Below are 20,345 nucleotides of genomic sequence, written 5' to 3' on the forward strand. Positions count from 1 at the left end.
CAAACATGGGTCAAGTCTTGGGGGACCACGGGTTCAGTTCTTAGCGAGAATCGACAATCTTGAGGCTGCACTGGACAAATACAATCTTGAGGCTGCACTGGACAAATACCTCGTGCCATCAGAAGCCTATGCTGTCGTGCCGACGTCTATGAACCGGTCCGACAGACACATGGAGTAGGAAAATCCGTTGAGGCCATTTTGGCGCGTACAGCTGGGACCCGCGGTCTATACCCATGGACCAAAGATGTAGGCTTGGATGGATTGAGAAAAAGACTAGAATAATATGATCGAACAATGAGCCAGAGTTCTCGGCAATCTTATCTAAGCGATTGGTTTTAAACAATGGATGCAATTGCCCAACTGACCAATTGGATGATTGCAGAAGGGCGTCGCTCAGGTGACCCCGAAAAGGTAGTGTCACATTTTTGCTCGTCTTTGATCGAGGCCGGTGTGCCACTCTGGCGGGTCAATATCGGTCAGCGCTTCGCCAATCCGTTGCTCATCGCATGGGGGATCGTTTGGACACCTGATGGGACCGAAAGTTACGATGTGACACATGAGACGATGTTGACGGATGGGTATGTCGGGAGCTCGTTCGAATACATTCTGGAGCAGAGGAGGCCACTTCACAAAGGTCTGCGGCAACTGGATCCCAAAACCGAGCACTCTTCTTATCTTGATTTCGCTGAGCTGGGTGGCACCGATTACTATGCTACGCTGCTATACTACGGAGATGGATCGCTGCACGGCTGCACTTTTGTCACCCAGTCGTCAGAAGGGTTTTCGCCCCGGCATCTGAAAATGATTGAAGATGCACTGCCCGGCCTGTCTTCTGCTCTGGAACCTGTCACCATGCGCAAGTCGTCCAAGGGTCTTCTAAGAACATATCTTGGCGATGGGCCTTCTGATGCTGTATGGGACGGGCGGATCAAGCGAGGGGAACGCACGACCCTTGATGCAGTTGTCATGTTCTCTGACCTGCGAGGTTTCACCGCTCTTTCAGATAAAGCATCCGAAGAAGACGTTTTTGACACGTTGAGTGAGTATTTCGATCTGGTCGTGCAGTCTGTGGAAGAAAATGGCGGCGATATTCTCAAGTTCATGGGAGACGGCATTCTGTCGATCTTCACCATCGCAACCCAGGAAGATTTGAATGACCAATGCAAAAAGGCAGCACTGGCCGCTCAAAGCGTATTGACCGGCTTGACCGCACTCAACCATCGCCGCGATGAGGCTCAGAAGCCGCCGTTGGACGTAGGCATTGGGATCAATGTTGGGCAGGTAAGCTATGGCAACATCGGAAGTCCCGGCAGGCTGGATTTCACTGTTCTGGGTAGAGCAGTCAACCTCGCAAGCCGTATTGAGGGTTTGACGAAATCCTTAGGTCGCAGAGCTCTGGCGACATCAGCCGTTGCCGCTGCTTCGCCCGAACTGTTCTCTGCTTGTGGATTTCACGAAGTTAGAGGACTTGCCGGATACATCGCGTTGTTTTCTCTCGTCGAGAAGGAACATTAAGGCGGTCCCACCTCAGATCGGCGTATCGATCCGGACAAGACAGATTGAGAGCCGTAAGCTTCTACGTTGTCCGGAATGGCTGATTGCGATTTGGGCTGAGGGCAACCAGGTATTCTCATTGCAAAGGTCGGCAGCGCGCAGACCGGTTCATGAGATCGGGCCACGCACTGCGCTGAGTATGGTGCCGTCGCAGGCGGCCTTTGACGAGACGTATTCGAGCTCAAGAGCCTGGGCGAAACTGAGACTGTTTCCGCGGAAACACCTGGCCTTTTCGCGTCACAAAGCAATCCGGGCCGCGTTCATGGCTTTTCCGTAGCCACCCGCCATGAGGCCCGTGATTGCGCCATTCTCGATGTCCAGATCGACTTTTATCAGGCTCGGGCTTGCCGGGTTCATAAACACTCCTTGTTCGATTTCAAATGATCGCCGAGACACGCCGCCGAAATCATGCAACACGCATGCAAGTGGCCCGGCCGCCATTCCCGTAGCGGCTTCTTCATCTATCGCGTATCTGGGTGCGAACATGCGGGTTGTGGCGTCCCGGCTTGTTGCTGAGGGGTCTTTTGTGAAGACATAATAGCCAATCAGATCCAGTTGCTCGCTGATTTGCGCGATTTTGGCGAAATCTGGTGTGACTTTGGCAAGACTTTCGGCATCAGAGAGGCCGACGACGATGAAGCTGTTGCCGGTATTGGCCAGAACTGGAGGGAACCTCCGGTCAAGTTGTGTATCGTCGATCCCAAGGGAGTTCAGTACATCGTCGAGTTTCACGCCCTTTTCGATCCATTCCTGAGCACCCGAATAGCGTGGGGCCAATTGTTCCATATAGGCGGCGCCGTCTTTCATGAGTATGCGCCTGGGGCCATCAACTGTTTCCTTGGACGTATCGGGCTTGGGGATCCGGCCTAGCGCATCGAGGTGAGAGAAGGTGGCGATTGTTGCATGACCGCAATGAGCGATGCGCCGGTTTGGTGTGAAGAAATCCAGCTTGAAGCCTTCAGTCTCAGACCGGGAGACAAACGCCGTCTCGGACAACCCAACCCTTGCCGCCACGGCTTGCATATCTTGCTCGCTCAATTCGTCAGCGTCCAGGACGACGCCTGCGGGATTTCCTCCGGTGCCACCGTCGACAAACCCATGCACTATTTCAACCGTTACTTCCTTGGCAGTTTTTGCTTGCGTGCTCATTGATCGTCTCCAAACATGAGGCCGCGCCTTTGATCGAGGCGCGGCCAGTTGCGCATCAGTTACCTGCGGCAGTTATACGGTTCAGGAATGCAGTCATCTGTTCCGCAATCTCGAGCCCATACTCTTCCAGCGCGAAGTGTCCCGTATCAAGCAGGTGAAACTCAATATCTTTTAGATCACGTTGATAGGGCAGGGCGCCTTCGGCGGGAAAGATGTGATCATTCTTACCCCACATCAGCAGCGCAGGTGGTTGATGCTCGCGAAACAACGCCTGCCATTCTGGGTACTCGGCAACGTTGGTGCCGTAGTCCAGGAAAAGTTCAAGCTGAACCTCCTGATTGCCTTCGCGGTCAAGCAGGTATTGGACGTGCCAATAGTTATCCGGGCTGATCAGTTCCGGCTTCTGTACACCGTGGGTGAACTGCCACTTGGTCGCATCCAGAGTAAGAAAACCACGAAGCTGGTCGCCGTTCTCTTTCGAAGGGTCGGCCCAATAGGCCTTGATTGGGTCCCAGAATTCGCGCAGCCCTTCTTCATACGCATTGCCGTTCTGAATGACGAAGCCGGTGACCCGTTCGGGCTGTTCCGCAAACATCCGGAATCCAACCGGGGCACCGTAGTCCATCAGATAGACTGCGTATTGATCGACACCCTTCTTATCCAGCAGAGACGTCATGATTTCCGCGATATTCGCAAAGGAATACTCGAAATTCTCGGCTTTCGGCATGTCCGACGCCCCAAATCCGGGAAAGTCGGGCGCGATCACGTGATAATGCTTGGCCAGTTCAGGGATAAGGTTACGGAACATATGTGAGGAGGTCGGAAAACCGTGAAGCAACAGGACGGTGGGCCTGCTCGGGTCTCCGGCCTCACGATAGGCGATATTGACCTCGCCGATTTTTTCTGTGCGGAAGTTGACGGCTTGTGTAACTTCAACTCCGTTCTCCTTGGCGATTGCAGGGGCCGGTGCGAATGGCATCGCGACGGAAAGCGCGAGAATACTGGCGCTCAGGATGGATTTCAGATTGCGCAACATGAGTATTTCCTTTCTTGGGGTTCCGGGGTGCGTCTGAACGCGCGGGGTTCAGCATCAGTCAGCTTTACTGACCGGGCTTTCCTTCGTGCTCTGCGTTTTGAGCCTTCAGTGCTGCCAGTTCATTGCGAAGCGGTGCCAGATGCTCTTCAAGTTCTTCCATGGTCAGGCGTTGGGGAATGTGCTGCGGGCAGTTCCAGTCCATCGCTTCAAGCTTGATCACAATGGCCCGCTCCGGGTGGCCTCTGTAATTCGGCACACTCAAACGCTGCATCAGGGCCGGATCATCCGCGCCATCAACAAGTTTCGCCCGGCCCCAGATCTTGAGGCGTCTCCGGTTGGGATAGTCCATCAGGATCAGTGAGATGCGGTCGTTGCACTCCAGGTTCCCTGTGCTGAGATATTGCCGGTTGCCGCGAAAATCTGCGTAGGCAAGCGTCCGTTCATCCAGCACTTTCAGAAAGCCTGCCGGTCCGCCGCGGAATTGAACATAAGGCCAGCCGGTTTCAGAGACGGTCGCCTGATAAAAGCCGTCCCTTTGTACGATGAAGCTGGCCTCGACCGGGCTGATGAGGTCTTCCTGAACGGAGCCTGCCAGAAACGTTGCATATCCGTCAGCCGATCCGTTTTTGGCCTGCGCTGCACGTACGGAAGGCGTAAAACTGATTTCTGCAAAAGGACGTGACATTGAATTCTCCATCTCGGTCGGGGCGATGCCCTGGGGCTGGGATGAAGCTAGTCAATGCATTTACGTTGCGGAATGCGGATACTTGGCAATATATTATTCCAAAAAGTGGAATAGTTATTTGGATCGATTTCATGCATTAGGCGTTTTCGTGAAGGTAGCCGAGCTGAATGGCTTCTCCGCCGCTGCACGCCACCTCAATATGTCGCCACCAACAGTAACCCGGCTGGTATCCATGCTGGAGGACAGCCTGGGGCTTCGTCTTTTTGTGCGTACCACGCGCTCGGTTATGCTGACTGATGGCGGGCGAAGATTCTTTGAAGATGCCAGACGCATTCTGATGGAGCTTGAAGAGGCAGAGCGTGCTGCCGTTGGATCTTATGCCGAACCGACCGGAGAACTCAGTGTGACCTCATCGGTGTTGTTTGGCCGTATGTTCGTCACTCCGATTCTGGGCGAATTTCTGGATCTGTATCCAAAGCTCTCCTCGCGCACGCTTTATGTGGACCGCGTGGTCAATCTGATTGATGAGGGCCTCGACGTCGGCATCAGAATTGGAAACCTTGCAGATTCAAGTCTGATGGCCGTGAGATGCGGCGCGGTGAGGCAGGTCGTGTGTGCGGCTCCATCATATCTCGACTTGCACGGCGAACCCGACACACCCGACGACCTGGCCAATCACGCCATCATTAATTCAACTGCCCTGCACGCATCGGCCCAATGGTATTTTCGAAAGGGCGAAACGGTCGTGACAAAACGCGTATGCCCGCGCATCAGTATGAACACCAATGACGCGGTGATTGAGCTGGCCCTGAAAGGGCATGGCATCGGGCGGCTCTTGTCCTATCAGGTGGCACCCTACATTGCGGACGGGCGGCTCAAGACCGTTCTGAATTCGTTTGAACCACCCGAGGTCCCCATCCATCTTGTGCATCAAGAAGGCCGCACCGTGTCTGCAAAGGTGCGCGCGTTTGTTGATTTTGCGGCCAAGCGTCTCAAGTCCGACCCCTTTTTGGATGGTTTCAAACTCAGGCCTGAAAGCTAGACCTAAGATCCGCGGAGCCATGTTACTCGGCCGTTGCCGGACCCGCGTTGCGGTCCTGACCGATACATGGCTCTGGGTACACCCTTTAGGATGCGTCCGTACGGGGAGGGCGGAAGCCTGCCAATAAACGGACATGCGCAACAAAGCTTGCCACCCACCGGATTTGTCAGCGCGAAATTGAAATTTCACATCCTGGGTACACACGCTTTTCGAAGCGATGGGGCCAGCATTGAGCATGCAATCACGTTTGGATTGCGGCTCAGTCTGTTTTGTTCCAAGCATCGTGCGCGATCAGCGCGGCCTAGACCCGGGCTCAGGCGTGGAGCTTGGACAGAAAAGCTCTCGCGGCTCCGCATTTAGTGCAGGGCTCGCTCAAAGCTGCTCTGGGCAATCAGCACCTCGGCCACAGAGCTGTTCTCGGAGGAACCGCGACTCCTTTAGACTGTTCTTTGTGATTTGTCACTCTGGCAGAGCAATGGACAGGCGTTCAACCAAAGCTCGCTGCACGATGGCAAACCTCGGAGTGTGGGCTATTTCGTCAAGTGTCGCTACCCAAAGTGGAACATCAAGGCCGGGATCAATTTCTGTCGACCGATGGAGCCGAGGATCCGCATTGCCAATAAATGAGGGTAGAAAGGCTTTGCCCACCCCGGATACCGCCATCTGCTGAAGCACTAAGAAGCTATCTGCTCCATTGGTCATTTCATTCGCGCTGACATGTTCGGTCAACCATTTGGCCGGGAGCGAGCGGCTCAACGCCCCATCAAGCCTCATCCATTTTCTATTGGGGGAACCGTCGTCAAAAACGCCAAATGACAGTGTTCCTGCACGTTCACTGACAAGCCCGTCTTCAAGTTTGATCGAAGGTCGTACGGCGATGTCCGCGGTCAGCCTCGATAGATCATGGTGGTTGTTGCCGCTTAACAACGTCAGCTCCAAGCCGGGATACATTTGTGATATCTCATTTAGTATTTGGGGCAATACAAGCTGACAAAGACTGTCAGTGGACGCAATGCGAACATGACCCGCAGGGGACCGGTTCGCACCCACAATTGCCCGCTCCACGGACAACACGGCCTCTTCAACGCTTTCCATTGCCGAAAGAATTGTTCTGGCTTCGGGCAACGCAGAATACCCTGATGGGCTTTTCTGAAAAATCACGCATCCAAAACGGTCTTCAAGCGCAGCAACTCTGCGCAACACCGTAGCGTGAGTGACACCCAAGGCCCCAGCGGCCGCATTCAATGACCCGTATTTTCTTACGGCTAGCGCGTATCGAAAATCATCCCAGTTCTGGTTGTTCATAATTTAACAAGGAACGCTGAACATCAAACAATTACAAGAAAAAATGTTCAGTCTAGTATTCGACGCATTGAACAGGGAGACGCACAATGATGAAGAAGTTCTCGGCCGTTGCGGCTGGTTTGTTGTCGGTGGCGGTTATTGGATCAGCCATCGCCCAGGAAAGCGAAAATCCGGCGGTCAAGGCTCGGACCTCGATCATGAAGCTTTATGCCTTCAATCTTGGCACTCTGGGTGGCATGGCCAAGGGAGAGATGGAATACGATGCCGATGCGGCAACACGGGCAGCAAACAACCTGGTTGTTCTGACGCAGATCGATCAATCCGCGATGTGGCCTGCCGGATCCGACAATGCGTCCGACCCGTCCACCCGAGCGTTGCCAGCCATCTGGGAAAACTTCCCGGATGTAAGTGCGAAGGGTCAGGCCATGGCCGAAGCCGCTGTTGCGATGCAGGCAGCGGCAGGCCAAGATGTCGATGCTCTGAAGGCGGCGATGGGTGATCTGGGCGGATCGTGCTCGGCATGTCACAAAGCTTACAGGGCGCCAAAAGACTAAAGGAGCGCTGGCCATGCGGCGTTTATTCATTTTCGCCGCAGTTATTGCAGTTCTGGTCGGGCTGTTCGGTCTGGTGCTGACCCGCCCGAAAAGAGTTGATCAGACCCTACTGGACAGTGTTACACCTGATCCCGAAAGAGGTGAGGTGGTGTTTTACGCGGCGGGATGTGCGTCCTGCCACTCTGCGCCGAACGCCGCTGGCGAGGAAATGCTCGAACTCGCTGGTGGTCGTCGGTTTGAGACGGAATTCGGCACGTTCATAGCCCCGAACATTTCCAGTGATCCGGTTGCAGGTATCGGGTCCTGGTCCGCATTGGATCTGGCCAATGCACTTTTTCATGGGACCGGACCCGAAGGACAGCACTATTTTCCGGCTTTTCCTTATACATCTTACTCAAATATGACAACAGAAGACGTCGCATCGCTCCACGCATTCCTTGCCACCCTACCGGCAGTTGCCACTGAAAGCTTCCCGCATGAAGTTGGTTTCCCGTTTAACATTCGACGGGGGCTGGGCGGATGGAAACTGTGGTATCTGGAGCCGGGCTGGGTTGTAGAAGGCGACCTGACTGACCAGCAAATTCAAGGTCGATATCTGGTAGAGGCGCTGGGACATTGCGCCGAATGCCACACGCCAAGAAACGGGTTGGGTGGTTTGAAACGTGACCTCTGGCTGACAGGCGCGCCCAATCCTGGCGGGAAAGGCCGCATACCCGGCCTCACGGCAGATCAGCTCGATTGGTCGGAAGCTGACATCGCGGAGTATCTGAAGTCGGGCTTTACACCGGATTATGACAGCGCCGGGGGTGAAATGGTTGAAGTGATCGAGAACACTTCCCGATTGAGCGATGATGAGCGCTTGGCGATTGCCGCCTATCTCCAAGCCGTTCCTGTGCCGCCGATTGAGCCCTCATCAGAGTGACCGGTGATTGAGGCTGTAATGCGGATACCCAGATGATTTTGGGCAGAAAACCCAACGCTTCTCTTCCCTTTGTCTCCGTCACCTGTTTTAGGTCTTGAGCACGAAAACTCACTTGTCGCCCGAGTTTTCGTTGACGTTTGATCGAGGGTCTTGGCCAAATGACACAGAAATTCGCTCTTTGGTCCATCCCGATCTCCATAGCCGTATTGGCCCTGAAATTACTGGCTTGGTGGCTGACAGGTTCAGTGGCTCTGCTGTCGGACGCGATGGAATCCACAGTGAACGTAGTCGCTGCGCTGCTTGCATTTTTCGCCGTGCGGGTTGCAAGCAAGCCACCGGACGAAAACCACCCCTTTGGTCACAAGAAAGCCGAGTATCTTTCCGCCGTCGTTGAGGGCGTGTTGATTGTGCTCGCCGCCTTTTTGATCATCAGAGAGGCAGTGTTGGCGCTGCCTGACCCACATCTTGAAGATGCGCCGCTGCTTGGAATTGTCATCAACATCATCGCAACCGGCATGAATGGTACATGGGCTTACTTGTTGCTCAAGGTCGGAAGGCGCGAGGGGTCGCCTGCATTGCAGGCAAGTTCCCGACACATCTTTACCGACGTGATAACATCAATTGGCGTTGTCGTTGGGCTTTTACTTGCGCTTGTCACTGGCTGGCTGATCCTTGATCCGATCCTTGCAATTCTCGTCGCGCTGAACATTCTGTGGGAAGGATGGAAAGTTATTCGTGCGTCCGTTGATGGCCTGATGGATGTAAGCCTTTCCGACTATGACTTGCAGGTAGTTTCCAGCACCATTGAAAACAATATGGGGGCCGCTCTGGAGTGTCACGACCTTAAGGGACGCAGATCCGCAAATATCATTTTCGTCGAGTTCCACCTCGTTGTGGACGGCGCAATGTCGGTCAGCGCGGCGCATGACATATGCAATGAAGTCGAACTGGCATTGGAACGCGTTTATCCTGGTTCTGTCTTTGTTATTCATCTGGAACCCGATGACGAGTTGAAAGGCAACGGAGCAAAACCGAGCCAAGTTTCTTAAACCACTCGGTGCAATCGAATACGACGGGCGTCGTGGTTTTGGCTTGGACGTTTGGCCTGCAATTCATCAGACCTAAGCCCGATGTCGGGAAGCAAAGCCCTGGGTAATCTGTCACTGGCACCATGAGATGGGTCGAACAGAACTGGAGGCGAAAAAATGAAACTTCAAGGAAAACTGGGCCAGCTTCTTAGCACCGCAGCACTGGCTTCGTTGATTGTTGCGACGCCTTACGTACCGAAGTTTGACGCGGAAGGTCGCCTGCAACTTAAACCAGCCTATGCCTTTGCCAAAAGTGGCAGCGGAAAAGACGGGGGTGGTGGCGATGACGATCGGGGGGATGATCGTGGGGGCGAACGGGACGACAACTCGGGGTCGGGCAACAGTGGTAGCGGTGGTGACCGCGACGATGATGACGATGATGACGACGACTCGAAGCGTTCGAACCGAGGCAGCGGCAAAAAGGATCAGTCCCGGGCAGGGGGCGGGTCATCACGGTCAGCCAGGATAACAAAGGTTGAGACCAACGCGAACGGCATCGAAGTGCGCTACGCCGATGGAACCAAGGAAGAAATCGAAAACGGTCGATATGAAAGAAAGAATGCTCAGAATCGCACTTTGGAAGAAAGGCCAGCTACAGGCGCTGATGTCTCGAGGCTCCGGTCATTGGCAGATGGTATCTCAGTCGACAACGTGCGCTCGTCCGGCCAAGGAGGTGCTGCGGGAAGTCGCCCGACGAAAGTTGAACGTCAGGGCAACAACATTGAAGTAAACTATGCCAATGGCTGGAAGGAAGAGATCGAGTTTGGCCGCTACGAACTGAAGGACCCGTTCAACCGTACTGTTGTTGAGAGAAATGCAACCGCCGCTGATCGACGGAGACTGCAGTCGGTAGCCAACTAGGCAACAACGTCAGGTCGAAAGTCACAAGGCGGCTTTTCATCGTCAGAGGCCGCCTTTTCTTATCGCCATTGTCACCGGCTATTGACACGCTGCATTGCGATCAATGGCCTCTTGCCCAAGGTGTTGACGCCAGATCCCGTCAAACACGAAAGGCACAGGCACAACTGTCGTAACCGGCCATGACCCGATGTCTCATGTATTTCCTGCCCCTTTCTCGCTTGGATGACCAGTCATCCACTGGCCGTGAACGTGTTCCTAACGTTCACCGCGCCGATAGGGCGCCATCAGCGCAGCAGGCACCTCGGCCCTGCGGGCGACAAGAACGAGCGCGACTATGGAAAGCACATAGGGCGCCATCAGGAAAAGCTGATATGGTACGCCTTCAATCGCTGTTTGCAGCCGCAATTGGTATGCATCAAAAAACGCAAACAACACGGCACCGATCAGCGCCTTACCGGGCCGCCAACTTGCGAAGACTACAAGCGCTATGCAGATCCAACCGCGCCCCTGAACCATGCCCGGGAAGAAGCTGTTGAACGCCGTTGTCGTCAGGAAAGCGCCTCCCACTGCCATCAAGGCTGATCCGACAACGACTGCACCGATGCGGATGCGAATGGGGTTCAACCCCTGCGCCTCAACCGCATGCGGGTTTTCACCAGTCATGCGAATGGCCAGTCCCAACGGGGTCCGAGCAAGGACATAGGCCATCACAGCCACCGCCAAGAGCGCCAGATAAGTCGGCAGAGCCTGGGAAAACAGGATCGGTCCCAAAATGGGGATATCGGAAAGACCCGGAAGATCGAGTGGCTGGAATGGTTCTATTGTCGGGGGCAGATCACCCACTTCAACAAGTAACCTGTAGAGGTAATAGGCCAGCGCGGATGCAAACAGCGTGATGCCGAGCCCCGACACGTGTTGCGACAACCCAAGCGGAACCGTCAGCATGGCGTGCAGCAATCCCATCACCGCGCCGCAAATCGCGGCAATCATCAGGCCTACCAGCAAAGGTGCGCCCAGGTAAACGGCAAGCCAACCGCTCATCGCACCCATGGTCATGATCCCCTCGATCCCCAAATTGAGCACACCTGAACGTTCACAGAGCAACGCACCAAGGACGCCAAATATGAGCGGCGTTGCGATACGCAGCACGGACGCCCAGAGACTGGTATTCAGCAGCAGATCAATTGCTTCATTCATCGGCGCACCCGGTAGGTTGTGAAAAGAAGGGCCACGATCATGGTGAGCAGACAGAGCGCCACGATCACATCGGCAATGAAACTGGGAACGCCCGTCGCGCGGCTCATGGCGTCGGCCCCGACAAAAACAGTGGCGACGAACACGGCGGCGGCGACCACGCCGGCCGGATGCAGCGCGGCGAGCATCGCGACAACAATGCCGGCATAGCCGAATCCCGGGCTCATCGTTGTGGTGACCCCCGCTGTAACACCCAAGACTTCGACGGAACCTGCCAGCCCCGCCAAAGCGCCCGAAAGCAGAGCCACACCCATAATCGTTCGGGGCAGAGAAATTCCGGCAAAGGTAGCAGCACTGGCGTTAAAACCTGCGGCGCGTGTTTCAGCCCCGAAAACAGTACGCGCCAGGATCAGCCAAACGGCACCGGCCGCTGCGATGGCAAAAAGCAGCCCTACATGCAGACGCGTGCGGGGGATCAGATCAGGCAATCGGAAATCACCATCTACGGGTACGGAAGAGGGCCAGCCAAAAGCCAACGGATCGCGCATCGGGCCTTCGATCATGAGGCCGACGAAAAGGATTACTATGAAATTGAGCAGTAGGGTTGTTACCACCTCATCCACCCCGAAACGCAGGCGCAAAAATGCGGGGCCTGCCAACAGGGCCGCGCCCGCTGCCATGCCTGCCAGCATCAAAATCGGAATACCAATCCATCCGGGAACCCCGAGTGAATGCCCGATCCACGCGGTAATCAGCGCGCCGACAAAGAACTGCCCCTCGCCGCCGATGTTCCAAAGCCGCGCACGAAAAGCGACAGCAGCGGCAAGCCCGGTGAAGATCAGTGGCGTGGCGCGGGTCAGCATCTCGGTAATCGCAAGGCGTGAGCCAAGTGCGCCAGTCAGCATTTCACTATAAGCCGTAAGCGGGTTTACCCCCGCAGCCGCGATGAGGCCCGCAGCCAAAAGCAATGCGGTAAAGATCGCGGCCAGCGGCGCGATAACCACAAGGTGCAGCGGCACTTGTGTGCGTCGTTCAAGCCGCATCGTCATCTTCCTTCCAGACACCTGCCATCATCAGGCCAAGGCGTTGTGGGTCAGCCTCATCAGCGGATATCGGTTTCGACAAACGACCTTTGACGATCGCCTGTATCCGGTCTGAAAGAGCTACGGCTTCTTCCAGTTCTTCTGAAATGAGAAGGATCGCAGCACCCTCGGCCCGTGCGGCCAGAAGCTCGGCATGAACTGCGGCAATTGCCCCTTCATCAAGGCCTCTCGTCGGCTGGTTGGCGAGCACAAATCGCGGCCCGTTGGTCAGGACCCGTCCCAGGATCAGCTTTTGCATGTTTCCGCCAGACAGCAGCCTTGTTCGCGTGTCCGGGCTGGCACCCCGGATGTCAAAACGTTCGATCAACCCTGAGGTGTATTCTCGGGCGGCGCGTTGTCGGACAAAGCCGCGGTACGAAAACTCAGGTGTGCGCAGTCGTTCAAGAACTGCATTTTCCCACAGGCTCAACTCACCCACGACACCTTCTGCATGACGGTCTTCGGGCACCCTGCCAGCGCCAGCCTGGATCATGCCACGCGGACCCAGATGGCCGATATCCTTGTTCAGGAGTGTCAACTGCCCGGCGCTTGGGTGGATCAATCCGGACAACAGACCGCCAAGGGAAGCCTGCCCATTACCTGAAACACCGACGACTCCAAGGATCTCACCAGCGTGGACGGTGAATAACGCGTCATCCAGCCGCAACTCACCGTCTTCTTCCACGCGCACATCGTGTGCGATCAAAACTGGAGCGCCGATCTCGTGGTCTTGACGTACGGGGCGTTCCACTTTTCGGCCGACCATCAGTTCCGCCAGCTCACCGGGGTTGGTCTCAGAGGTTTTCCGTTCCGCCACCATCTTGCCGCCACGAAGGACGGCCACACGATCAGAAGCCGCCATAACCTCATGCAGTTTGTGGCTGATGAAGATAAGCGAGAGACCTTCTTTCGTCATGTCGCGCAGCGTCTCGAACAGGCGCATTGCCTCGGGCCGGGCCAGAACGGCAGTAGGTTCATCCAGAATCAGTATACGAGCGTCACGGTAGAGCGCTTTCAGAATTTCGACCCGTTGGCGCTCACCCACGGACAGCGACCGAACCTTGGCATCGGGGTTCACGGGCAGACCGAACCGATCAGCGATCTGCAACAATTTCTTGCGGGCGGCGGCCCGAGCGGATCGTGCGCGCGTCATGGGTTCAGAACCAAGAATGACGTTTTCCAGAACCGTGAGGTTTCCGGCAAGCGTGAAGTGCTGGTGTACCATCCCCACACCCACTTCGATTGCAGCGCGCGGCAGGCCGGGTGGCAGCTCTTTGCCGAACACCCTGACAGTGCCTTCATCGGCTGCGTAATGACCGAACAGGATGTTCATCAGCGTCGTTTTACCGGCGCCATTTTCACCCAACAGCGCAAGGATTTCACCCTCGGCCAGTGTAAGGGTCACATCATCATTGGCGGCAAGCGTTCCAAAACGCTTGGTAATGTTGTGTAGCTCCAGAACCTTGGTCATGCGGGCAGGCCTGCGATTGGGAACGGAAAGGAAAGTTCGGGCGCGCGGGTCTCGATCAATTTGCCGAGTTTCAGCAGCGCAAAATCCGCGCCGGGCGGTCCGATCAGTTGCACACCGAGTGGAAGGCCATTTGCCATGCCAAAAGGCAACGCCAAAGCTGGCAAGCCCGCTACATTGGCAAGTGCTGCGTTTGGGGCAAAAGCCTCCAGCCGCGCCATGTGTTCATCAGGAGAAGCGCCAGACAGGTCCAAAGTACCGACAATGGGCGGCGCAGACGAGAGGACCGGCATTAGGATGACATCAGCGGAACTGAAGAGCTGGCAAGAACGATGTGTCAGCCGCGCCAGCTGTCGCACGGCCGCAAAAAGCACGGTGGCAGGTGTCGAACGGCCCTCGGCAGCCATGGCGGCGGCAAGCGGGGGCACCTGATCATCAGAGATCCCCAGTGCAGTGAGCCACTCAGCCAAGGAAACAGCCAATATGGTTCGGGCAATTTCATGGGCCTCAACCCCGAGCCCGTCGGGAGAACGGATGGCACGCACCTCACAGCCAGCATCGCGCAGCGCGTCGGCGGCATCTTTCGCGGCCTTGCTTTGGGCCGCTTCACAACGATCCGGCAATGCCACCGCGACACGGGGGCGTTCTGGCAGATGCACCGGGGCCATTGGCTGGACTACGGCACCAAGGGCGGTTGTCACGTCACGGACCGACCGTGCCAACACCAGTTCAGAGGCTATCCCCATCAGGTGATTGGCAAAATCAGGACCTCCGGGCACCGCACCACGAGACGGCTTAAGCCCGGTCAAACCGCAGCACGCGGCAGGTACTCTGATGGACCCGGCCGCATCCGTAGCATGGGCAATGGCAACGATACCACCTGCGACCGCTGCCGCAGCGCCGCCGGATGAACCACCGGGCGTCAACGCGGGGTTCCATGGATTGCTAGTAGCAGCGATGCCATCTGGTTCGCATGTCAGGGAAAGACCGAAAGGAGGGGTCGCGGTCAAGCCGAAGGGTATCAGGCCAGTCTGGCGTAGATCCCCCAATAGGTGACTGTCTCTATCGGGTTTTCGACCTCGCGCCCGGATAGCCGCGGATCCCGCAGCGGCTGGCAGCCCCTTTGCAGATCCGCCGAGGTCTTTGACCAAAAAAGGAACCCCATGAAAGGGCCCACGCTTGTCAGGTGGCAAGACGTCCGCTGCCCTTGCCCCCGCGCGGGCCATGTCTTCATCCAAAAAAACCACGGCCCCCAAATCTGCCTGTGCGTGGCAGGCGGAAAGGCTTGCCTCCATCACCTCGCTGGCAGAGATCTGCCTCGCCATGATGGAAGCCGCAAGGGCCGTGGCATCGGTCACGTCAACGCCCTCAGAATCAGGAGGGCTCACTTTCGTCGATCGGAACGTCCCATTCACCGGATTGGATCGCAGCCTGTTTGGCCTCCATCGTCGGGATGGCATCAGCAGGCACTTCGTCGGCGACATAGATCAGCTCATTGCCGCCATGGGCCATGAAGGAATACTCCGTGTAGTTGCGCCCGGTGGGATTGCCCGCCTGAACGTCCGCCACGATGGCTTCGATAGTTGGCCCATAGTTCCATATCGCGTTGGCAAAGACCGTACCGGGATAGCGCGGTGTATAATCGATAAGTGAACCGATGGCTTTCACACCACGCGCCTGAGCCGCATCCGCCGTACCGATCCGTTCACCAAACAGGATATCCGCACCCGCATCGATCTGGGCAATTGCTGCCTCCTGCGCTCGGGCCGGATCAAACCATGCGCCGATAAAACCGTTCAGGAAGGTGGCGTCAGGGTTCACTTCACTGACGCCCATCCGGAAAGCATTGATCAGCAGGTTCACCTCGGGGATCGGATAACCGCCGACGGAACCGAAAACATTGCTTTCCGACATTTGGCCGGCAAGCATTCCGGCCAGATAGGCCGCCTCGTGGTTGCGGGTGCCAAAGACGCCGAAATTGTCCCCGTCCGGTCCGCCGGAAGAGCCCATGAGGAAGGCGGTATCGGGATAATCGCCTGCCACTTCTCGTGCTTCGCGTTCCACGGCGTAGGATTCGCCCCAGATTATCTGCGCACCACCTTCTGCATACTCGCGCATCGCGCGGGGATAGTCGGTTGGAGCCACGCCTTCAGAGAACTCATACTCGATCAGGCCAGCATCGGAGGCCTCCTGCATTGCCACGTGGATACGGCTGTTCCAGGCATTTTCGACCGGAGACATATGCACGCCGGCAACGCGGGTCGCAGATTGTGCATTCGCGCGGCGGACGTAAGCCGGCAGGGCCAGCGTGGCCGCAGCGCCGACCATCAGTTGACGACGTGTTGTGGTGAGTTTCATTGGAGTATCCTCTTCTGTTGGTGGCAGTTATTCTTGTTTTTGAGCTTCCTGAGTTTTGGGCCTGGGCGCGTAATCGGCGGGATCCAGGGTCGTGGGGCGGCCGGGCAACGATAGCGCGGCCATTCGTGGTTCTGTGCGGGCCAGCACCTTTCCGTTTTTGATGACGGCAAGGCGTGTGGCTTTCATGCGAACAGCTTCAATCGGGTCACGTGCTTGCAGTACAACCATGTTGGCAGGGCCACCTTCGCGAATTGTGGGGTCAGGCAGACCCATGGTCTTGGCGCCATTCTGGGTGACGGAGGTAAACGCCCACTCCATCGCTTCGCGAGATGTCATCGGCACTGCATGCACGCCCATATGGGCCACTTCCAACATGTCGGCGGAACCAAGCGAGTACCATGGATCCATGGTGCAATCCTGCCCGAAGGCAACGTTTACACCCGCTGCCCGCAGCTCTGGCACGCGGGTCAGGCCCCGGCGGCGCGGGTAGGTGTCTGAGCGCCCCTGTAGCGTGATGTTGATAAGCGGGTTCGGTATAATATTCATGCCGCTTTCTGCGATGAGGGGAATAAGCTTCGAAGCATAGTAATTGTCATATGAATGCATCGCGGTGACATGGCTGGCCGTGACTTGGCTGCCAAGCCCAAGGCGCGTTGTCTCATATGCCAAAGTTTCCACGTGGCGCGACATCGGATCGTCGCTTTCATCGCAATGCAGATCCAGCATCAGGCCGCGGTCCGCCGCTATCTCGGCCAGCCTTGTGACCGACCGGGCACCTTCCGACATCGTGCGTTCAAAATGCGGAATCCCGCCCACGACATCGACGCCCATATCGAGCGCCTGGATCAGGTTTCTCTCGGCGTTTTCTGATCGGTAAAAGCCATCTTGCGGGAATGCCACCAGTTGCAGGTCAGTATAGGGGGCAACCAGCTTGCGCACTTCCAACAGAGCTTCAACACCCACCAACGGGGTTGATGAAACATCCACATGCGAACGGATGGCCAGTAATCCCTGCGACACGGCAAGGTCGCAATACCGCAAGGCGCGTTCAATCACTGCCTCGGGTGTTAGCAGGGGCTTCAGCTCACCCCAAAGTGCGATGCCCTCCAAAAGCGTGCCAGAGACATTCATGCGCGGTAATCCGAGACTCAGGGTCGCATCCATATGGAAATGCGGATCGACAAATGGAGGCGAAACCAAGCGGCCCGCTGCGTCGATTTCTTCGCGCACCTCACCCTTGATGTCTGTGGCAATTTCCGCAATGCGGTCGCCCTTGATTGCAATATCCACCGGTTCGTGGCCATCCGGCAAGCTGGCCTGTCTGATGATGATGTCGAACATTCATCTGCCCCCTAATTTGACCACATGGTAAAAGTATTCAAGAAAATTGCCATTTATTTTTGCGGTGTCTTTGAACTGGTGACTGCGCCGGCCTCGCGGCCGCTTACGATGGCAGCCCGTCGATTGGATTTCCATCTGTAGATATGTACGCACCTGCGAGACATCTTCTTCAAGCTCCAACTTGGAGAAGAAGGATGTAATTGATGACAGAGGACAAGCGAGGTGTTGCAACCAAGTAGAAATGTCACTGGTTGTGCAAAGTAGAAATGTTCTAGTTGCCGCGATACCTATGATCAGTTCGAGCGACACATCCTCAACATCGCCAGACTCGCGCTTCCAATCTGACGGGGCAGTGTTCCAGAACTTCTCAGCAAATCGAGTCTCAAAATAGGAGTCTCATTTTTAAGGGCACTTAACAAATGTGCCCCGCTACACGAGATATTCGCATAAGTATGATTATGGTAAATTATAATGGTGCGGGTGGAGGGCATTGAACATTTCTTCCAATGTGTTCCGTGAAGTTCCGGAATTTCTCAATATCGCTTATTTTCTGGTGGTTACCTCATTATGGTTGTTCCGGGTTGTTCCAAACTGATCCATATTATACATGATGTAGTAATGGGACTGAAAGTTGGACCATAGAAAGCGCTTTCCACCAATGCGGCAAACAAACAAACTCAGTGGAGCCAAAGTTAAGACCGCCGAAGCCGGGAAATATGGCGACGGTGGCGGGTTGTGGCTGCACAAGCGCGCTGTAAAGCACGGCAAGTGGGTGCTGCTTGTTACTGTTCACGGTCGCCGCCGAGAAATGGGTCTTGGTGCCTACCCTGATGTTTCACTGAAAGAAGCCCGAGAGGACGCCGAAAAGTGGCGGGCGGTCGCGCGCAAGGACCTAGACCCCATCAAAGAACGAGAAAAAGAACGAAGGCAGCTTGTGCGCAACATGCACCTTCTGAAGGATATCGCTCTTGACGCATTCGAGTCCCGCAAAGCTGAGTTAAAAGGTGATGGCAAAGCCGGGCGTTGGTTTTCACCATTGGAGCTGCACGTTTTACCCAAGCTTGGAAAAGTGCCTGTTGCCGACATCGATCAGATTGATATTCGCGACACGCTGGCACCCATTTGGCATGAAAAGGCCGAGACCGCTAGTAAGGCCATGGACCGCCTGGGAATATGCCTAAAACACGCTGCGGCTCTTGGATTGGACGTGGATTTGCAAGCGACCATGAAAGCTAGGGCGCTATTGGGAAAGCAACGCCACAAACCTAAGAACATCCCTGCCCTTCCTTGGCCTGACGTGCCGGGTTTCTATGCCAGCTTGAACGAAGGCACGACCACTCACCTTGCACTGCGCCTATTAATACTGACTGCTGTTCGCTCTGGCCCAGTGCGCCAAGCGCGTGATGATCAAGTTCAGAATGACGTTTGGACGATCCCCGCTGAAATCATCAAGGGTCGCAGGGATGCGACGGAAGATTTTAGAGTTCCGCTGTCGAACGCCGCGTTGGATGTAATTGAAGCAGCCAAGAAACAAAAACGTGATGGATTCCTTTTTCCTAGTGTACGCAAGGGTATAATTTCCGACGCAACAATGTCGCGCCTCATGGAACGCAGGGGCATAGAAGCTCGTCCACATGGTTTCCGGTCGAGTTTCAGGGATTGGGTGGCTGAAACTACAAACACACCACATGAGGTCGCAGAAACCTGTTTGGTTCACGTTGTTGGTGGAACGGTTGAACGAGCATATAGACGAACGGATCACTTAGATCAGCGCCGGGTTCTTATGCAGAGGTGGTCAGATTTCGTGACCGGGAAACAAGTAAATGTTGTGAGGTTTGGTTGATGACTTCAGGCGATGAAATATTCCCGCCCACCGAAGGTGATGGGGTTCAACCGTTCCGTGACATAGCAAAACTTATTGGCTGTGACCTCAAAACAGTCGTAAGGGCATTCTCTGGGTTGCCGGTTCCAGAATGGTCTACCCCAGAGCATCAAAGAGCTTTGAAGAATGCTGCTGGTAAGCTGAACGAGGCCGTTAGGCACGCTGAAAACTTAGTAAAGTCCTTGAATCGCTTGTCCAACAATGAACTGAGTTTTTTGGTCCAAGCTGGAACAGTTACGCCACAGCAGATTGAGTTTCTCATTCAAACAATGCAACAAGACGCCGACCAAATTGTCGGCTGGAGAGCCGAGCTGCCATCTTCCACAAGCAAAAATCATGCGGCCTACATCGTTTCCGAAGGTGTAAGGCGACTCTTTAGGCGCTTGAGGAAGGAAATTTCGTATGGGCAAAGTGCCGACAGCGGCGCACCATCAGGGGAGTTTTGCAAAACTGTCGAATTTGCAATTGGCGCTTTCGGAATCGTGGCGAGCTGGAGAGGCCCTGCAAAGGAAGCCTGGGAGAAGCATCTCGCTATCGAGAACCGTTACCGGTTGTTGAAGATGAAGAAGCATATTTCGGATGCCCATCTCACTTCAGTTCGCGAAGAGATTGATTTGTCAGGTGTGCAAATTGACTATGAAGGAACTGGAAATAATAAACGCGCTCTTGTCTCGATACGCGAGCGCCCAGATATCCCTGCCATTCCTTTGAATCTTTCATGGTTTTCGTCTGGTGTTGAAATCCAAAAGCATGCGAGCGAACTGGCGGAGAGACTCTCCAGCCCAGACTAATACCAACTCCGTACGCAATTTTTTTTAGTTCGT

General features: G+C 55.5%; 18 protein-coding genes and 1 pseudogene. 8 read left to right on the plus strand and 11 right to left on the minus strand.

All coding sequences use genetic code 11. The features are described 5' to 3' along the window. Window positions 1–342 precede the first annotated feature (342 nt). Complete coding sequence (locus AC2FEB_RS00660) at window positions 343–1,515, plus strand: adenylate/guanylate cyclase domain-containing protein (protein WP_496883784.1); 1,173 nt, start codon at window positions 343–345, stop codon at window positions 1,513–1,515. 276 nt (window positions 1,516–1,791) lie between these two features. Here the strand turns inward: AC2FEB_RS00660 and AC2FEB_RS00665 are convergent, their stop codons facing one another. The 3 genes from AC2FEB_RS00665 to AC2FEB_RS00675 form a co-directional block, all read right to left on the minus strand. Further along, on the minus strand, window positions 1,792–2,703 hold the full coding sequence (locus AC2FEB_RS00665; protein ID WP_496670708.1) for a PhzF family phenazine biosynthesis protein: 912 nt from the start codon (window positions 2,701–2,703) through the stop codon (window positions 1,792–1,794). A 55-nt stretch (window positions 2,704–2,758) separates the two neighbouring features. After that, the gene (locus AC2FEB_RS00670) at window positions 2,759–3,739 is read right to left on the minus strand and encodes an alpha/beta fold hydrolase (RefSeq protein WP_496670707.1); all 981 of its coding nucleotides are present in this window, start codon (window positions 3,737–3,739) and stop codon (window positions 2,759–2,761) included. Window positions 3,740–3,803: 64 nt separating this feature from the next. Continuing rightward, window positions 3,804–4,424: a pyridoxamine 5'-phosphate oxidase family protein gene (locus AC2FEB_RS00675; RefSeq protein WP_496670704.1), complete on the minus strand. Its 621-nt coding sequence runs from the start codon at window positions 4,422–4,424 to the stop codon at window positions 3,804–3,806. 118 nt (window positions 4,425–4,542) lie between these two features. Here AC2FEB_RS00675 and AC2FEB_RS00680 point away from each other — a divergent pair, with 118 nt between their 5' ends. Then, window positions 4,543–5,466 (plus strand): LysR family transcriptional regulator, encoded by a 924-nt coding sequence (locus AC2FEB_RS00680; protein ID WP_496883785.1) that lies wholly within the window; start codon window positions 4,543–4,545, stop codon window positions 5,464–5,466. Between the two features lie 459 nt (window positions 5,467–5,925). Here the strand turns inward: AC2FEB_RS00680 and AC2FEB_RS00685 are convergent, their stop codons facing one another. Further along, complete coding sequence (locus tag AC2FEB_RS00685; protein ID WP_496670983.1) at window positions 5,926–6,591, minus strand: LysR substrate-binding domain-containing protein; 666 nt, start codon at window positions 6,589–6,591, stop codon at window positions 5,926–5,928. 12 nt (window positions 6,592–6,603) lie between these two features. Beyond that, window positions 6,604–6,771: pseudogene (locus AC2FEB_RS00690) on the minus strand (helix-turn-helix domain-containing protein); the annotation flags it as partial. Window positions 6,772–6,857: 86 nt separating this feature from the next. On the opposite strand from AC2FEB_RS00690, the gene AC2FEB_RS00695 reads away from it, so the two are divergent. From AC2FEB_RS00695 to AC2FEB_RS00710, 4 genes are all read left to right on the plus strand, one after another. Then, window positions 6,858–7,325, plus strand: a complete 468-nt coding sequence (locus AC2FEB_RS00695) for a c-type cytochrome (protein WP_496670699.1) — start codon at window positions 6,858–6,860, stop codon at window positions 7,323–7,325. 13 nt (window positions 7,326–7,338) lie between these two features. Next, on the plus strand, window positions 7,339–8,247 hold the full coding sequence (locus tag AC2FEB_RS00700) for a c-type cytochrome (RefSeq protein ID WP_496670697.1): 909 nt from the start codon (window positions 7,339–7,341) through the stop codon (window positions 8,245–8,247). A gap of 158 nt (window positions 8,248–8,405) precedes the next feature. Continuing rightward, window positions 8,406–9,296: a cation diffusion facilitator family transporter gene (locus tag AC2FEB_RS00705; protein WP_496670694.1), complete on the plus strand. Its 891-nt coding sequence runs from the start codon at window positions 8,406–8,408 to the stop codon at window positions 9,294–9,296. A 156-nt stretch (window positions 9,297–9,452) separates the two neighbouring features. Next, window positions 9,453–10,196, plus strand: coding sequence for a hypothetical protein (locus tag AC2FEB_RS00710; protein ID WP_496883786.1), 744 nt, complete (start codon window positions 9,453–9,455; stop codon window positions 10,194–10,196). Between the two features lie 255 nt (window positions 10,197–10,451). Here the strand turns inward: AC2FEB_RS00710 and AC2FEB_RS00715 are convergent, their stop codons facing one another. From AC2FEB_RS00715 to AC2FEB_RS00740, 6 genes are read right to left on the minus strand one after another with little or no spacing between them, the layout of a single operon-like run. Next, window positions 10,452–11,393 (minus strand): ABC transporter permease, encoded by a 942-nt coding sequence (locus AC2FEB_RS00715; RefSeq protein WP_496670689.1) that lies wholly within the window; start codon window positions 11,391–11,393, stop codon window positions 10,452–10,454. Further along, window positions 11,390–12,433: an ABC transporter permease gene (locus tag AC2FEB_RS00720; protein ID WP_496670687.1), complete on the minus strand. Its 1,044-nt coding sequence runs from the start codon at window positions 12,431–12,433 to the stop codon at window positions 11,390–11,392. Before AC2FEB_RS00720 ends, AC2FEB_RS00715 begins: the two co-directional genes overlap by 4 nt. Next, a complete protein-coding gene (locus tag AC2FEB_RS00725) occupies window positions 12,423–13,943 on the minus strand; it encodes an ABC transporter ATP-binding protein (protein WP_496670684.1) in 1,521 nt (506 codons plus the stop codon). The genes AC2FEB_RS00720 and AC2FEB_RS00725 overlap by 11 nt, the downstream gene beginning before the upstream one ends. Further along, window positions 13,940–15,298 carry an amidase gene (locus AC2FEB_RS00730; protein ID WP_496670682.1) on the minus strand — a complete coding sequence of 453 codons (1,359 nt, stop codon included), beginning with the start codon at window positions 15,296–15,298 and terminating at the stop codon, window positions 13,940–13,942. Before AC2FEB_RS00730 ends, AC2FEB_RS00725 begins: the two co-directional genes overlap by 4 nt. A gap of 16 nt (window positions 15,299–15,314) precedes the next feature. Further along, window positions 15,315–16,298 carry a BMP family protein gene (locus AC2FEB_RS00735; protein WP_496670680.1) on the minus strand — a complete coding sequence of 328 codons (984 nt, stop codon included), beginning with the start codon at window positions 16,296–16,298 and terminating at the stop codon, window positions 15,315–15,317. A 27-nt stretch (window positions 16,299–16,325) separates the two neighbouring features. Next, window positions 16,326–17,639 (minus strand): amidohydrolase family protein, encoded by a 1,314-nt coding sequence (locus AC2FEB_RS00740; RefSeq protein ID WP_496670677.1) that lies wholly within the window; start codon window positions 17,637–17,639, stop codon window positions 16,326–16,328. Window positions 17,640–18,297: 658 nt separating this feature from the next. Between AC2FEB_RS00740 and AC2FEB_RS00745 the strand changes: the two genes are divergently transcribed. Both AC2FEB_RS00745 and AC2FEB_RS00750 read left to right on the plus strand, forming a co-directional pair. Then, window positions 18,298–19,482, plus strand: a complete 1,185-nt coding sequence (locus tag AC2FEB_RS00745; protein WP_496883824.1) for a tyrosine-type recombinase/integrase — start codon at window positions 18,298–18,300, stop codon at window positions 19,480–19,482. Next, window positions 19,482–20,312 carry a hypothetical protein gene (locus AC2FEB_RS00750; protein WP_496883787.1) on the plus strand — a complete coding sequence of 277 codons (831 nt, stop codon included), beginning with the start codon at window positions 19,482–19,484 and terminating at the stop codon, window positions 20,310–20,312. Before AC2FEB_RS00745 ends, AC2FEB_RS00750 begins: the two co-directional genes overlap by 1 nt. Window positions 20,313–20,345: the final 33 nt, after the last annotated feature.

The organism is Ruegeria sp. YTSC106 (assembly GCF_059609765.1).